Below are 13,569 nucleotides of genomic sequence, written 5' to 3' on the forward strand. Positions count from 1 at the left end.
CGACAGGGGCGAACCGCAGCTTTAGGACATCGGCCAATGATCTATCCTCTTGCCCGTCCATTCGTTCAGCTTCTGGAAGCGGAACGGTCGCATCGGCTTGCCTTGGCGGCGTTGTCGCATCTGCCCTCCTCCCTGCTGGCAAGCCCGCCCCGCCGCTGCGCTGCGCTCGGCATTACCGTGGCAGGCTTGAACTTTCCCAACCCTGTCGGCGTGGCCGCAGGTTTCGACAAGAATGCTCAAGTGCCCGATGCCCTGCTGCGCTGCGGTTTCGGCTTTACCGAGGTCGGTTCCGTCACCCCGCTGCCGCAGGCTGGAAACCCGCGTCCCCGGCTGTTCCGGCTGACGCAGGACCAGGCCGTCATCAATCGGATGGGGTTCAACAATGATGGCGCAGCGGTGGTGACAAGGCGGCTCGAGCGGCGCGCGGCACGATCCGGCATTGTCGGTGTGAACATCGGCGCCAACAAGGACAGCCTGGACCGCATTGCCGATTATGTGCAGATGGCAGCGAGGATGGCGCCCTATGCTTCCTATCTTGCGGTGAACATTTCCAGCCCCAATACGCCCGGCCTGCGCGCATTGCAGGATGAAGGTGCGTTGTGCGAATTGCTCGACCGCATCAATGCGCAGGGCACGAGCGCCGACGGACACAAGGTGCCGGTGTTCCTGAAAATTGCGCCCGATCTTGAACGCACCGACATTGACGCAATCTCGCGCATTGCCATCGACCGGAAGCTGGCGGCGCTCATGATTGCGAACACCACCATCAGCCGTCCGCCGTTGCGCTCCCGCCATGCGCATGAAGCAGGCGGCTTGTCGGGCACACCGCTACGCGCGCTGGCGCTTGCGCGGTTGCGGGAGTTTCGCACAGCTACAGGAGGCGCCATTCCGCTGATCGGGATTGGCGGCGTTGGCACTGCCGAGGATGCATGGCAGCGGATCCGTGCTGGCGCGAGCCTGGTGCAGCTTTACAGTGCCATGGTGTATGCAGGACCGGGCATTGCCGCAGCTATCACGCGCCAACTGCCCATTCTGATGCGACGCGATGGGTTTACCTCGATTGCGGAAGCTGTGGGGACACAATCATGAAGCGGGTTAAAATGAACTTTCGTGCTGTCGCCACCGCCTTACTGGCAGGCACGCTGCTGACAGGCTGTGCCAGCGGGGTCGATCAGATTGCCGGCGTGCAGCCGCCCGCACCTCTCAGTGCAAGTGCGGTCAGCGCCTTTGCTGTCCATGCTGTTGCTCCGGCCGACCGCGGCATGGTCAGCGCCGCCGATCCGCGTGCAGCAGCAGCGGGCGTGCAGATGCTGCGCGCTGGCGGCAATGCGACCGATGCCGCAATTGCGGTGCTGCTCGCGCTCAATGTAGTCGAACCCCAAAGCTCCGGCATTGGCGGTGGCGGCTTTCTCGTCCTGGAAGATGAAGGCCGGCTGACCACTTACGACGGGCGCGAAACCGCGCCCCGCGCTGCCAACGGTGACTGGTTCATGCAAGATGGCGAACCGATGGCGTTTGCCGACGCCCGCACCGGGGGGCACGCTGTCGGCGTTCCCGGCAATGTCGCAATGATGGCGCTGGCGCACAAGGCGCATGGCGATCTGCCGTGGTCCGACCTGTTTCAGCCAGCCACTGCCCTTGCCCGGGATGGTTTCCTCATGACAGACCGCCTGCACAAGGCACTGTCGGGATCTTCTTCAGTGGCCGCGCAAAGTGCACAGGCGCAAGCTGTGTACTACAGCGCCGACGGCACGCCGCTGCCGGCAGGAACGATGATCCGCAATCCCGCCTTTGCCGCTTTTCTCGCACAACTGGCTCAGGACGGACCCGATGCCTTCTACAATGGCGCCAACGCGGCTGCCATTTCGGACGCGGTCCGCCTGGCAGAGCGCAATCCTGCGCCGCTCACCCTGGCGGACCTGTCCGAATACGAGGCGGTGGAACGTCCGCCGGTGTGCGGAACCTACCGGCTGTATCGTATCTGCGGCATGGGGCCGCCATCATCGGGCGCGACCACCGTGCTGGCGACATTGAAGCAATTGGAAGCGTTCGATCTTGCAGCGCTTGGTCCGCACAACCCGGCTGCCTGGCATCTCATTGCCGGCTCCATGCAACTGGCTTTTGCGGACCGCGACGCCTATGTCGGCGATCCGGCCTTTGTCGAGGTTGCAACCGCAGGTCTGGTCGACCCTGCCTATCTGGCTTCGCGCGGCGCGCTGCTTTTGCCGGATGCAGCGCTTGCCAGCATCGCCCCTGGTCAGCCGCCTGGCACCCGGTTCATTGCCCCCCAAGGGCTTCACGCGGCCGAAGCCGGCACTTCGCATCTGGTCGTTGCCGATGGTGATGGAGCGGTGGCAAGCCTGACAACCACCGTGGAGAGCGCGTTTGGATCGGGGCTGTTCGTCAACGGCTATTTCCTTAATAATGAGCTGACGGATTTCAGCTTTGTTCCGGCATTTAATGGCGTGTCGGTGGCAAATGCCGTCGCCGCCGGCAAGAGGCCGCGCAGCTCGATGGCCCCCACCATCGTCTATGGTCCTGACGGCGCATTTCGTCTGGCAATTGGCGCAGCAGGTGGGCCCACGATCATTGCGCAGACCGCAAAGACAATCATCGCGGTAGTGGACTGGAGCCTGCCTCTTGATGAAGCCATTGCACTGCCGGTGCTGTTTGCGCCCGGCAGCGCGGTGCTGCTCGAAGCAGAAACGCCGCTGGCGCGGATGAGTCCTGTGCTGGAGGCGATGGGGCATGATGTCCGGCCGATCCCGTCAATCTTCAAGGCAAACGGAGTTGAACGCGTCGGTGACATTCTTCGCGGTGCAGCCGACCCGCGGAGCGAAGGTGCTGCGCTTGCCGAATAGAACATGCAACAGTTGATCCATCCGACCCGCAAGGTTGCCGATTGACGGACTGTGCAACAGGAAAAGACCGCCGTTATGAACAACAGGCACTTTCGAACAGGCCCCGGCGGCATGACCCTTGCAGACATCGAAACCGCGTCCAGCCTGGTGGCGCTGTTCCTCCAGCGGGCCGATCTGCTGACGCAGCAACCCTTTCTCGTCGCCAAAAACAATGATCGCTGGGTAGAAACATCCTGGAACAGTGCTGCGCAGCAAATCTGCAACCTGGCCGAGAACCTGCTGTCGCTGGGACTGAAGACCGGCGATCGCGTCATGCTGGTGAGCGAGAACCGTCCCGAATGGTGCATCGCAGATCTTGCCATCATGGCAGCGGGCCTCGTCACAGTGCCTGCCTATGTGACGAACACGGTTGCCGATCATCTGCATATCCTTGACGACAGCGGCGCAGCGGCAGTCATCGTCTCGACCCCGGCCCTTGCCACCATCGTAATTCCGGCCATGCTGCAAGCCGGCAATGCCAAGCTCCTCATCACAATGGAGGATCTGGGTCGGCAACAGGCCGAGCTTTCGTTTCACGATTTCGCGCAGCTTTGCCAGGGCGATGCCGTTGCCGCTCGCGCTGCGGTAAACCGGCGCATTGCCGCCATGCACCGGGAGGATCTCGCGTGCATCATCTACACCAGCGGCACTGGCGGGGCACCGCGCGGGGTACGCCAGCATCATGGCGCGATGCTGCACAACAGCGCGGCTGCTGCACGGATCATTGCCGAGGATTTCGGCTGGAGAGACGAACGGTTCCTTTCCTTCCTGCCGCTGTCCCATGCTTACGAGCATACCGCCGGTCAAATGCTCCCGATCGGCCTTGGCGCACGCATCTTCTATGCCGAAGGGCTGGACCGGCTTGCCCGCAACATGGAGGAGGCAGCCCCTACCATCATGGTGGTCGTGCCCCGTCTCCTCGAAGTGCTATGCTCCCGCATTGACAAACAGGTGCGCGCGCAAGGCAGAATTGCGGGCCTGCTTGTCGACAGGGCCATGGCCCGGGCGAAGCATGCATCGGGCAAGCAATCGCGCGGCATCGTGGATCGGATCGAGGACATGGTGATGGACCGGACTATCCGTCCAAGGGTGCAGGCAAGGTTTGGCGGCAAGCTCAAGGCGATCGTATCGGGTGGCGCGCCGCTCAACCCCGACATCGGACATTTTTTCAGTGCTCTCGGCCTGCCGGTGCTGCAAGGCTACGGACAGACGGAAGCCGGACCGATCATAAGCTGCAACCGGCCCGCTGCCGGCTTGCGCATGGCAAGCGTGGGACCGCCGCTTGAAGCGATCGACGTGCGCATTGCCGGTGACGGCGAGATCCTCGTGCGCGGAGAACCTGTCATGCATGGTTACTGGCGCAACCGGGAAGACACGCGGCTGGCGCTGCACGATGGCTGGCTGCACACAGGAGACATCGGGCTGATCGACGAAGCTGGGCGGATCGTCATCACCGATCGCAAGAAGGACATGATCGTAAATGACAAGGGCGACAACATCTCGCCTTCCCGGGTCGAAGGCATGCTGACGATCCAGCCTGAAATTGCACAGGCGCTGGTTTCAGGCGACCGGAGGCCTTATCTTGTCGCTCTTGTCGTTCCCGATGCCGAATGGACAGCGTCATGGGCGGCAGCAAACGGCGTGTCCGGCGACTGGCCTGCATTGACCGGCAATGCCCGGTTCAAAACGGCGGTGGGCGCAGCAATAGACCGGGTAAACGCTACTCTTTCCGTCACTGAGCAGGTGCGAAACTTCGCTTTTGCGGACGAGCAGTTCTCCGTTGCCAACAAGGAACTGACGCCGTCACTGAAGCTGCGCCGCCACAAGGTGCGCGACCGCTACGGCGACCGGATGGCGGGGCTCTACAGCAGGAAAAATTTCGACGGGGCGGCAATAGCTTTAGCGATATGTGAACCGGTCTCTCGCGCCAGTGCGCGGAACCCGATGCAGGTTCATGCGCTTTTTCGCAAAGCTTCCAGGCAAGACGTCAGGCCTGGCATCCGCCGACCCCGCGCAGGAGACCACGACACATGAAAACCCGCCTTGTCATCAACGGTCAAGATCATGAAGTCGATGCCGATACCCGCGTGACCTTGCTGGATGCATTGCGCAACCATCTCAACCTCACTGGAACGAAGAAGGGGTGCGACCACGGACAGTGCGGTGCCTGCACCGTTCTTGTGAACGGGCGGCGCATCAACAGCTGCCTGTCGCTTGTGTGTAGTCACGAAGGCGACGCTGTCACCACCATCGAGGGGATCGGCACGCCGGACACTTTGGCACCGTTGCAGCAGGCGTTTGTCAGCCATGACGGCTATCAGTGCGGCTATTGTACGCCGGGACAGATATGTTCCGCGCTGGCCATGATGGATGAGGCAGCAGCAGGGTGGCCCAGTGCCGTGACGGCAGATCTGGCAGACCCGGTCACTCTCAGCGACGCGGAGATCGGTGAGCGGATGAGCGGCAATCTGTGCCGCTGCGCTGCCTATTCCAATATTGTCGACGCCATCCGTGAAGTTGCGCATGGCGATGTCGCGCACGGAGAAGCAGCATGAGGCCGTTTGCATACGAACGCTGCGCCACCAGCGACGATGCACTTCGTTCGGGCGCAAAGGGTGCGCGTTTCCTTGCCGGGGGAACCAATCTGCTCGACCTCATGAAGCTTCAGATCGAAACGCCGGAGCAGCTTGCCGATATCAGCCGGATCGGCTTTGACAGCATCGATGAAACTGCGGACGGGGGCTTGCGCATCGGCGCGCTGGTCAGAAACTCGGACTGCGCCGCACATGCCCGGATCCGCCGCGATTATCCAGTGCTTGCCCGCGCCATCCTTGCAGGAGCAAGCGGCCAGTTGCGCAACCGCGCGACCACCGGCGGCAATCTGTGTCAGCGCACGCGCTGCAGCTATTTCTACGATATCGCCATGTCGTGCAACAAGCGGGATCCGGACACCGGATGCAGCGCCATCGACGGGCAAAACCGGAACATGGCCATCCTGGGCACCAGCCCTTCCTGCATCGCAACCTACCCCGGTGACATGGCGGTGGCGCTTCATGCTCTTGATGCAGTTGTGGAGACAGAAGGAACAGGCGGCACGTCGCGGCGGCTGCCCGTGCGCCAGTTCCACCGCCTGCCGCAGGACACGCCTCAAAAGGACAATGCACTTGAGCCAGGAGAGCTCATCACATGTGTCGTCCTCCCGCCGCCGGTGCCGGGTCAGCAGGGCTACCGCAAGGTGCGCGACCGGGCGTCCTATGCCTTCGCGCTCGTGTCCATTGCTTATGTGATCGATGTTGCCGACGGCATCATCACCCGCGCGGACCTGGCCTTTGGCGGAGTTGCTCATAAACCATGGCACGATCCTGCAATCGCGCAGATGCTTGTCGGGCAGCGCGCCGAGGCAGGCCTGATCCGTGCCGCTGCAGACGCGCTTCTTGCCGGCGCCCAAAGCTTTGGCGACAATGATTTCAAGATTCCGCTGATGCGGCGGCTTGTCACCGCCACCTTGAGCGAAGCGACAGGAGTTCGCGCATGACCGGGACCGATACGACAAAGCAGGGCTTCATGCTTGACGAAGCTGCGCAAGGCGTGATCGGCACGCCCATGGACCGGCCGGACGGTCCTCTCAAGGTTTCGGGCGCAGCTACCTACGCCCATGAGTGGAACCTGCCCGGCACGGCACATGGCGTGCTGGTGCGCGCGACCATCGCACATGGCCGGCTTGACCATGTAAACGCGACTTCGATTGCCGATATCGACGGACTGCTGGGCGTCTATTCCGGCCCGCGTTTCCTGCGCAATCCGGCGCAGGGAGGCGCAGAGGAAGCGCCGGTGCAAGGGGTCGACATCGAATATTTCGGTCAACCCGTCGCTCTTGTCGTTGCAGAAACCTTTGAAGCTGCCCGAGACGGGGCGATGCGCATTCAGCTGCGGATGGAAGCCGATGACAGCGGGGTTTTCGATCCGGCAAATTCCCCTGCCGAACCGCAAGAGGATGAGGCGCTGGAACAGGGCGATCTTGACCAGGCGATGCAGGACGCTGCCCATGCAATCGACGTGACCTATACCACACCTGGTCACAACAGCGCCGCGATGGAGCCGCATTGTTCCATTGCGCATTGGCAGGATGGCCGGCTGACGCTTCGCGGCAGTTACCAGATGCTGAAATACAACAAGATGGAGCTTGCCGACGCGCTCGACATTGATCCGGCGCGGGTGCGGGTGCTTTCTCCATATGTGGGCGGCGGCTTCGGCTCCAAGCTGGGGCTCGCGCCCGAAGCACTGGCCGCAGCCATCGCGGCGCGCGACCTTGATCGACCGGTTGTTGTCGCGCTGTCACGTCAGCAGGTGTTCGAAGTGGTGATGCGCCGCTCGGAATCGACGCAGCGGGTGCGGCTTGCCGCCAGCGAGGATGGAACACTGACTGGGTTGGGACACTCCGGGCTGGTGTCGAACCTGCCGGGCGAAAGTTTTGCCGAACCGCTCCTGCAGGCAACGCGGTTCCTGTATGGCGGGCAGAACCGCACGCTGTCGCTTGGCCTGTCTCGCGTAAACCGGCTGTGCGCAGGCTCGGTCCGGGCGCCGGGAGAGGCAATCGGGATGCAAGTGCTGGAAAATGCCATGGACGAACTTGCCTGTGCAGCAGACATCGATCCGGTCGAACTGCGCTTGCGCAACATTCCCGAACGGCATCCGGAAACCGGCATTCCTTTCGCTTCGCGCAAGCTTGCCCAAGCGCTGCAGCAAGGCGCCGAGTCTTTCGGCTGGAACCGACGTCAGACGCAGACCGGCGCCTGTCGCGAAGGAGAATGGCTGATCGGCATGGGCATGGCCACAGCAGCGCGTGTGAACTGGCTGTCGAAATCGGCTGCGCGCGTCACCCTGAAAACCGACGGAACGGCTCTGGTCGAAACGGACATGACCGATATCGGCACCGGAACCTACGCCATCCTGACGCAGATCGCGGCAGAGATGCTGGGGCTGACGCCCGGTGCGGTCACCACAACCCTTGGCGATACCGATCTTCCTGCCGCTGCCGGATCGGGCGGGTCCTGGGGCGCGTCCTCCAGCGGTTCGTCGGTTTTTCTCGCGTGCCAGGAAATCAGGAAGGACATTGCACGTCAGATGGGGTGCACGCCGGAGGATCTGACACTGAAGAATGGCACCGCGGTTTGCGGAAACCGCAGCACGCCATTGACCGATTTGTTGACCAGGGACGTTTGCCGCGAGGCAACGGTAAAGCCCGACAAGGCCATGAAGGATAAGCAGAGTGCCAGTTATGGCGCGCATTTCTGCGAAGTCGCAGTCAATGCGGTGACAGGAGAAACGCGGGTGCGCCGGATGTTGGGCGTGTTTGGCGCAGGACGCATCCTGAACGAGAAGACTGCGCGATCGCAGTGCATTGGCGCGATGACCTGGGGGATCGGCATGGCCCTGCACGAAGACCTGATGTTCGATCTTCGCGACGGACATCTCACCAATCGTGATCTTGCGGAATATCACATCCCGGTAAATCTGGACGTTCCACATCAGGATGTCATCTTTATCGAGGAACGCGATGATGACGCCAGCCCGATACAGGCAAAGGGACTGGGCGAACTGGGCATCTGCGGCGCAGCAGCAGCGGTCACCAACGCGATTTACAACGCGTGCGGCGTGCGGGTGCGCGAATATCCGGCGACGGTGGACAAGATCATCACGGGTCTTGCCTGAGCGGATCCTGCCCGTGCGCATGCCGTCTGACCGCAAGAAGGTCAGCCGGGGTGTCGATATCGGCGGTTTCCGAAGGTGAGGCGTTGATGCTGATTGCCTGATTGACGGGGTTGCGCAGGATTGCGCCAGCCCCGGTGTCGCCTGTGCATTGCGCCAGCAGGGCAAACCAGTCGCGACCGAACAGTGCAGGCGGTCCGGGCGGCGCATCACCGGATCGCGTCGCGACGATCGCGCAATGCCACGACCGCGGTGCAGACAGGATTGCAGCAAGCGTGCCGAACGAGACGCACGGCATGTCGCCTAACGTGACGAGCATCGCTTCGATCTGAACCTTTTGTGCCACGGTTGCCGCCAGCGCGATGGAATGGCCGATCCCGGCATCCGGCGCGTCATTGACGATAACTTGCGTGTCCGGCCGTGCGAAACCTGCTGCACGAACAGGGTCCAGCACAATGATCCGCCTGTGAAACCGGAACCGGTCGAGCAGCCGCAGCCCGTTTTCCAGCACGCTGGTGCCATTGATACATGCTGCCAGCTTGTCTGCGCCGAACCTGCTTGCCTTGCCTGCAGCCAAGGTCACGGCAAGTACAGGCAGCACATCGCTCACCGCGGCAGCGCTTCGTAGCAGGCGACAATCTGCGCCAGCGCGGACAGCGCCAGTACCTGCGGATCGCGTGCATGCGCGATGATGCCGACGGGTCCATGCAGCCGGTCCATCCGGGATGCAGGCGTGTCAAACCCCTGCTGCTTCAGGAATGCCATGCGCGCCCGTCGCGTCTCCTGTCCGCCTTGCGCTCCGATGTAGAAGCACTGCGAAGCAAGCGCCCAAGGGAGCAGGGTCCGCTCCCATTCATGGTCGTGGAACAGGACCAACACGGCTGTCCACGGGTCAAGAGCGATATCAGGCACTTGCCCAAGTGATAGCCCGCCGCCGCCGCCGCCGCCGAGCCCTTTTCCATGTGGTGCAAGCGCGATCACTTCGGCTCCGAATGCTGCTGCCTGCCGGTGCAAAGCGACAAGTTCAGGTCCGGTGCCGATAGCAACGATCCGCAATTCGGGGATGTAGCGGCGCGTGCCGCCGCAGCCCGCCGCCAAGGTGGCGACTTCCCGCCGGTCAAGCAATTCGACGCATTCGCGCAGTGCCGTGCGGTCGGGTTCGGGCTCGACGCAGATTGTCAGGCTGGAACCGCACGGGAGCCGTTCGTCTATGGCAGCATCATTGCCCCCATAGCGCACGATCTGCGGCTTGCCGCCTCTTGCCGCGTGCGCGCTGAGCGCTGCTTCAAGGCAGCCGTCCGCCATGCTGCCGACCATCTGGCCAGAAGGCAGAATGGCGAGTTGCGCGCCCAGTCTGCGCGAAAAGCTGCCCTCGATCTCCACTATGGTGCAAAGCGCCCCTGCGATGCTGGACGCGCGCAAGGCTGCATTGTCGCTGAAGGATGCTGCGGGAACGATAATGGCGGATCTCCGCTGATGAGCCAAGGGCGTGCGTTTCATTGCACGCGAGTGGTTGCAGATAGGATATTCATTGATGAGCGACAACGGCTACGAACCGCCCCGGGTCTGGCAGTGGCAAAAGGATGCAGGCGGCACCTTTGGCGCCATAAACAGGCCGACGGCAGGTCCGCGCGAAGAACGCACGCTACCGGTGGGCAAGCACCCGCTCCAGCTTTACTCGCAAGGCACTCCCAACGGCCAGAAGGTCACCATCATGCTGGAAGAACTGCTGGCGGCTGGACACAGCGCGGATTATGACGCCTGGCCTGTCCGCATCATGGATGGCGACCAGTTTACCAGCGGCTTTGTCGACATCAATCCCAATTCGAAGATCCCGGCGCTGGTCGATCGCAGCAACAAGACGCCGGTGCGGGTGTTCGAGTCAGGTGCAATCCTGATGCATCTGGCAGAAAAATTCGGCGCGTTCCTGCCCGAAGCCGGCACTGAACGGAGCGAAACCCTGTCCTGGCTCTTCTGGCAGATGGGATCCGCCCCCCTGCTGGGCGGCGGCTTTGGTCATTTCTATGCCTATGCTCCCGAAAAGATCGAATACGCCATTGATCGTTACTCCATGGAAGCCAAGCGCCAGCTCGACGTGCTTGACCGGACTCTGGCGGATCGTGAATTCGTCGCAGGACCGGATTACACCATAGCGGACATCGCGATCTGGCCATGGCACGGACAGCTTGCGCTGGGCCGGCTTTATGAAGGATCGGCCGTTTTTCTCCAGGTGGAGGAGTATGAGCATGTGCAGCGCTGGGCCGCCCGGATCGATGCACGGATGCCTGTTCAAAGAGGCCGGCGGGTAAATGACACAGGCGACCGGGTTGGCGGCATAGCAGAACGGCACAGCGCCGCGGATCTGGATGCGCTGAACCTCTGAGCGCGCGAATCGCTCAGCCCGCCACGCGCACCGCCGCGCTTGCCAGGCATGGTGGCGGCTTGCCGTCTTTGCCTCACAATAGCGCTCGACGCAGCGGCACCCGACCTTAAAAGACCAGCAGGGGCACAAGGCGGGAGAGATCGATGATAGCGTGGCTGGGACTGCTGGGCGGGCTGGCGCTGCTGATCTGGATGACCATCAGGGGGACCAACATCCTGATCGCCGGTCCTGTCGCTGCACTGCTGGTGGCTATTACTGCCGGACTACCGCTGTTGCCTGGCATCGGCGATGGAGTGCCAGATAATTTTGCCACAAGCTACATGGCCGGATTTTCAAGCTTCCTGGCCGATTGGTTCTTCATGTTCCTGTTGGGTGCAATCTTTGGCGAATTGATGGCCGTTTCAGGTGGGGCAGCGTCGGTGGCGCGGTTCATCACTGGAAAACTCGGCAGCCGCTATGCCCTTGGCGCAACGGTCCTTGCGTGTGCGGTGCTGACTTATGGCGGGGTGAGCGTGTTTATCGTTGCTTTTGCGGTGTACGGACTGGCCGTCGAACTGTTCCGCGACGCCAATCTGCCGCGCCGGTTCATCCCCGGAGCGCTGGCGTTTGGATCGGTGACGTTCACCATGACCAGCGCCGGTTCGCCCGAAATCCAGAACCTCATCCCCATGCCGTTTCTTGGCACCACCGCCTATGCGGGATGGCAGGTCAGCATTGTGGTCGCACTGTTCATGGCGGTTGCCGGCTATGTGTGGATCGCGCGCATGGTGCGCCGTGCGGTCGCGGCAGGCGAAGGGTTCGTGCCGCGCAGCAGCGATGCCGCTTTCGATCTCGATATCCGCCTGCCGCCGCCATGGCTGGCGATCCTGCCACTGGTCGGAGTGCTTGGCGTGTTCCTGGTGACGCAATCGCTAGGCAAATGGGCGCTGGTGGCAGCCCTCGCGACCGGCGTGATGCTGGCCTGCGTTGTCGGCGTGTCGCAACGCGAACGGTTTGGCGCGGCATTCTCGCGCGGGGCGACAGGCGCGGTCGTGGCGATCACCAACACCTGTGCGGTCGTCGGCTTTGGCTCTGTTGCCAAGCTGTCACCTGCCTTTGCCGAGGCCCTGGCCGCCGTGCAGGCAATCCCCGGCAGTCCCTTGATCGGCGCCGCCATCGCAGTGACAGTAATCGCAGGGCTCACCGGCAGTGCGTCGGGCGGGCAGACCATCGCCTTGCCGCTGATTGCGCCACACTACCTTGATGCCGGCGCCGATCCCCAGGAACTGCACCGCACGGTCGCCATCGCGTCGGGCGCGCTCGATAGCCTGCCGCACAACGGCTATGTCGTGACCACCATTCGCGCGGTTTGCGGCGAAACCCACGCGAGTGCCTACAAGGCGGTCGGCGCGACAACTGTAGTGGTCCCGATCATCGGCACGCTGCTGGCGCTGCTGCTGTTTAGCGTGTTCTGACTTGCCCGGCAGAGGTTTTTGCCTGCGTCTTTGCCGCTAGAGCCTGGGCAGGGTGACGCCTTGCTGCTTCATGTATTTGCCCGCCCGGTCGGCATAGCTCACCTCGCAAGGTTCATTGCCTTGCAGAAACAGGAACTGGCACGCGCCTTCGTTGGCATAGACTTTTGCCGGCAACGGCGTGGTGTTCGAAAATTCCAGCGTTACATGCCCTTCCCAGCCCGGTTCCAGCGGCGTGACATTGACGATGATCCCGCATCGGGCATAGGTCGACTTGCCAAGGCAGATGACCAGCACGTCGCGCGGAACACGGAAATACTCCACCGTGCGAGCCAGCGCGAAACTGTTGGGCGGAATGACGCACACGTCGGTCTTGCGATCGACAAAGCTGTTGGCGGCGAAATCCTTGGGGTCGACCACGGCGGAATCGACATTGGTGAAAATCTTGAATTCGTCGGCGACGCGCGCGTCATATCCGTAGGACGACAGTCCATAGGAAATGCACCCGTCGCGCCGTTGGCCTTCGACAAACGGTTCGATCATGCCGGTGGCGTGCGCCTGCTCGCGAATCCAGCGGTCCGATTGTATTGCCATGGTCGTTCCTGTTGCATGCGGCAGATCAGCCGCGAATATGAAGCACACAGATCAGCGTGAACAGCCGGCGGGCAGTCGCAAAATCTGTCTCCACCTTGCCGTCCAGCCGCTCCAGCAGCAGTTCTGCCGCCTGATTGTGGACACCGCGCCTTGCCATGTCGATGGTTTCGATTTCCTGCGCGCTCGCCTTGCGGATCGCCTGATAATAGCTGTCGCAGATGGCGAAATATTCGCGCACCGGGCGGCGCAGGCGGGCAAGGCCAAGGATCAGCGTCTCCAGTGTCTGATCTTGTTCATCGGCAATGACAACCGAGAGCCTGCCGTCCACCACCGACAGTTGCAGCCGGTAAGGTCCGGTATGTCCGGCTGAAAAGGAGCGCAGCGGCTTGAAGCAGTTCTCCTCGATCAGATCGAAAATCGCGATCCGCCGCTCCTGCTCGATATCGGGATTGCGCCACAATATCGTCGCCTCGTCCAGCGTGATGTCGATGATGCGCGGGTCTGCCATGGCCTGCCGCCATTGCAAATGCAG

Annotated in this window: 12 protein-coding genes; 8 read left to right on the forward strand and 4 right to left on the reverse strand. The window is 62.3% G+C overall.

Annotation, left to right across the window (positions count from 1 at the left end; all coding sequences use genetic code 11):
- Positions 1-36: 36 nt before the first annotated feature.
- The 6 genes from RM533_RS04515 to RM533_RS04540 all read left to right on the forward strand — a co-directional run bounded on the left by RM533_RS04515 (position 37) and on the right by RM533_RS04540 (position 8,612).
- The gene (locus tag RM533_RS04515; protein WP_311340002.1) at positions 37-1,089 is read left to right on the forward strand and encodes a quinone-dependent dihydroorotate dehydrogenase; all 1,053 of its coding nucleotides are present in this window, start codon (positions 37-39) and stop codon (positions 1,087-1,089) included.
- Entirely contained in the window at positions 1,086-2,861 is a 1,776-nt protein-coding gene (gene ggt / locus RM533_RS04520) for a gamma-glutamyltransferase (RefSeq protein ID WP_311340003.1), read from the forward strand. The genes RM533_RS04515 and ggt overlap by 4 nt, the downstream gene beginning before the upstream one ends.
- A gap of 111 nt (positions 2,862-2,972) precedes the next feature.
- Positions 2,973-4,934: an AMP-dependent synthetase/ligase gene (locus RM533_RS04525; RefSeq protein ID WP_311340004.1), complete on the forward strand. Its 1,962-nt coding sequence runs from the start codon at positions 2,973-2,975 to the stop codon at positions 4,932-4,934.
- Positions 4,931-5,455 (forward strand): 2Fe-2S iron-sulfur cluster-binding protein, encoded by a 525-nt coding sequence (locus RM533_RS04530; protein WP_311340005.1) that lies wholly within the window; start codon positions 4,931-4,933, stop codon positions 5,453-5,455. Before RM533_RS04525 ends, RM533_RS04530 begins: the two co-directional genes overlap by 4 nt.
- A complete protein-coding gene (locus RM533_RS04535; protein ID WP_311340006.1) occupies positions 5,452-6,435 on the forward strand; it encodes an FAD binding domain-containing protein in 984 nt (327 codons plus the stop codon). Before RM533_RS04530 ends, RM533_RS04535 begins: the two co-directional genes overlap by 4 nt.
- The gene (locus tag RM533_RS04540) at positions 6,432-8,612 is read left to right on the forward strand and encodes a xanthine dehydrogenase family protein molybdopterin-binding subunit (protein ID WP_311340007.1); all 2,181 of its coding nucleotides are present in this window, start codon (positions 6,432-6,434) and stop codon (positions 8,610-8,612) included. Before RM533_RS04535 ends, RM533_RS04540 begins: the two co-directional genes overlap by 4 nt.
- Here the strand turns inward: RM533_RS04540 and RM533_RS04545 are convergent.
- Both RM533_RS04545 and RM533_RS04550 read right to left on the reverse strand, forming a co-directional pair.
- Positions 8,596-9,219: a nucleotidyltransferase family protein gene (locus RM533_RS04545; protein WP_311340008.1), complete on the reverse strand. Its 624-nt coding sequence runs from the start codon at positions 9,217-9,219 to the stop codon at positions 8,596-8,598. The genes RM533_RS04540 and RM533_RS04545 overlap by 17 nt on opposite strands.
- Positions 9,216-10,109 carry an XdhC family protein gene (locus RM533_RS04550; protein WP_311340009.1) on the reverse strand — a complete coding sequence of 298 codons (894 nt, stop codon included), beginning with the start codon at positions 10,107-10,109 and terminating at the stop codon, positions 9,216-9,218. Before RM533_RS04550 ends, RM533_RS04545 begins: the two co-directional genes overlap by 4 nt.
- Positions 10,110-10,143: 34 nt before the next feature.
- On the opposite strand from RM533_RS04550, the gene yghU reads away from it, so the two are divergent.
- Together yghU and RM533_RS04560 are read left to right on the forward strand one after the other, a co-directional pair.
- Positions 10,144-10,992 carry a glutathione-dependent disulfide-bond oxidoreductase gene (gene yghU, locus RM533_RS04555; protein ID WP_311340010.1) on the forward strand — a complete coding sequence of 283 codons (849 nt, stop codon included), beginning with the start codon at positions 10,144-10,146 and terminating at the stop codon, positions 10,990-10,992.
- A 143-nt stretch (positions 10,993-11,135) separates the two neighbouring features.
- A complete protein-coding gene (locus tag RM533_RS04560; RefSeq protein ID WP_311340011.1) occupies positions 11,136-12,446 on the forward strand; it encodes a GntP family permease in 1,311 nt (436 codons plus the stop codon).
- A gap of 36 nt (positions 12,447-12,482) precedes the next feature.
- On the opposite strand, the gene dcd is transcribed toward RM533_RS04560, so the two are convergent.
- Together dcd and RM533_RS04570 are read right to left on the reverse strand one after the other, a co-directional pair.
- Positions 12,483-13,037, reverse strand: a complete 555-nt coding sequence (gene dcd / locus RM533_RS04565; RefSeq protein ID WP_311340012.1) for a dCTP deaminase — start codon at positions 13,035-13,037, stop codon at positions 12,483-12,485.
- Positions 13,038-13,062: 25 nt separating this feature from the next.
- Positions 13,063-13,545: a UPF0262 family protein gene (locus tag RM533_RS04570; protein ID WP_311340013.1), complete on the reverse strand. Its 483-nt coding sequence runs from the start codon at positions 13,543-13,545 to the stop codon at positions 13,063-13,065.
- Positions 13,546-13,569: the final 24 nt, after the last annotated feature.

Source organism: Croceicoccus esteveae (assembly GCF_031846435.1).
Classification (GTDB): domain Bacteria; phylum Pseudomonadota; class Alphaproteobacteria; order Sphingomonadales; family Sphingomonadaceae; genus Croceicoccus; species Croceicoccus esteveae.

Bases quoted from the DNA above. Each gene is read 5' to 3' on its own strand.
- ggt (WP_311340003.1), top strand. From the start codon at position 1,086: ATGAAGCGGGTTAAAATGAACTTTCGTGCTGTCGCCACCGCCTTACTG.
- RM533_RS04540 (WP_311340007.1), top strand. From the start codon at position 6,432: ATGACCGGGACCGATACGACAAAGCAGGGCTTCATGCTTGACGAAGCT.
- dcd (WP_311340012.1), bottom strand. From the start codon at position 13,037: ATGGCAATACAATCGGACCGCTGGATTCGCGAGCAGGCGCACGCCACC.
- RM533_RS04530 (WP_311340005.1), top strand. From the start codon at position 4,931: ATGAAAACCCGCCTTGTCATCAACGGTCAAGATCATGAAGTCGATGCC.
- RM533_RS04560 (WP_311340011.1), top strand. From the start codon at position 11,136: ATGATAGCGTGGCTGGGACTGCTGGGCGGGCTGGCGCTGCTGATCTGG.
- RM533_RS04515 (WP_311340002.1), top strand. From the start codon at position 37: ATGATCTATCCTCTTGCCCGTCCATTCGTTCAGCTTCTGGAAGCGGAA.
- RM533_RS04570 (WP_311340013.1), bottom strand. From the start codon at position 13,545: ATGGCAGACCCGCGCATCATCGACATCACGCTGGACGAGGCGACGATA.
- RM533_RS04550 (WP_311340009.1), bottom strand. From the start codon at position 10,109: ATGAAACGCACGCCCTTGGCTCATCAGCGGAGATCCGCCATTATCGTT.
- yghU (WP_311340010.1), top strand. From the start codon at position 10,144: ATGAGCGACAACGGCTACGAACCGCCCCGGGTCTGGCAGTGGCAAAAG.
- RM533_RS04535 (WP_311340006.1), top strand. From the start codon at position 5,452: ATGAGGCCGTTTGCATACGAACGCTGCGCCACCAGCGACGATGCACTT.
- RM533_RS04525 (WP_311340004.1), top strand. From the start codon at position 2,973: ATGACCCTTGCAGACATCGAAACCGCGTCCAGCCTGGTGGCGCTGTTC.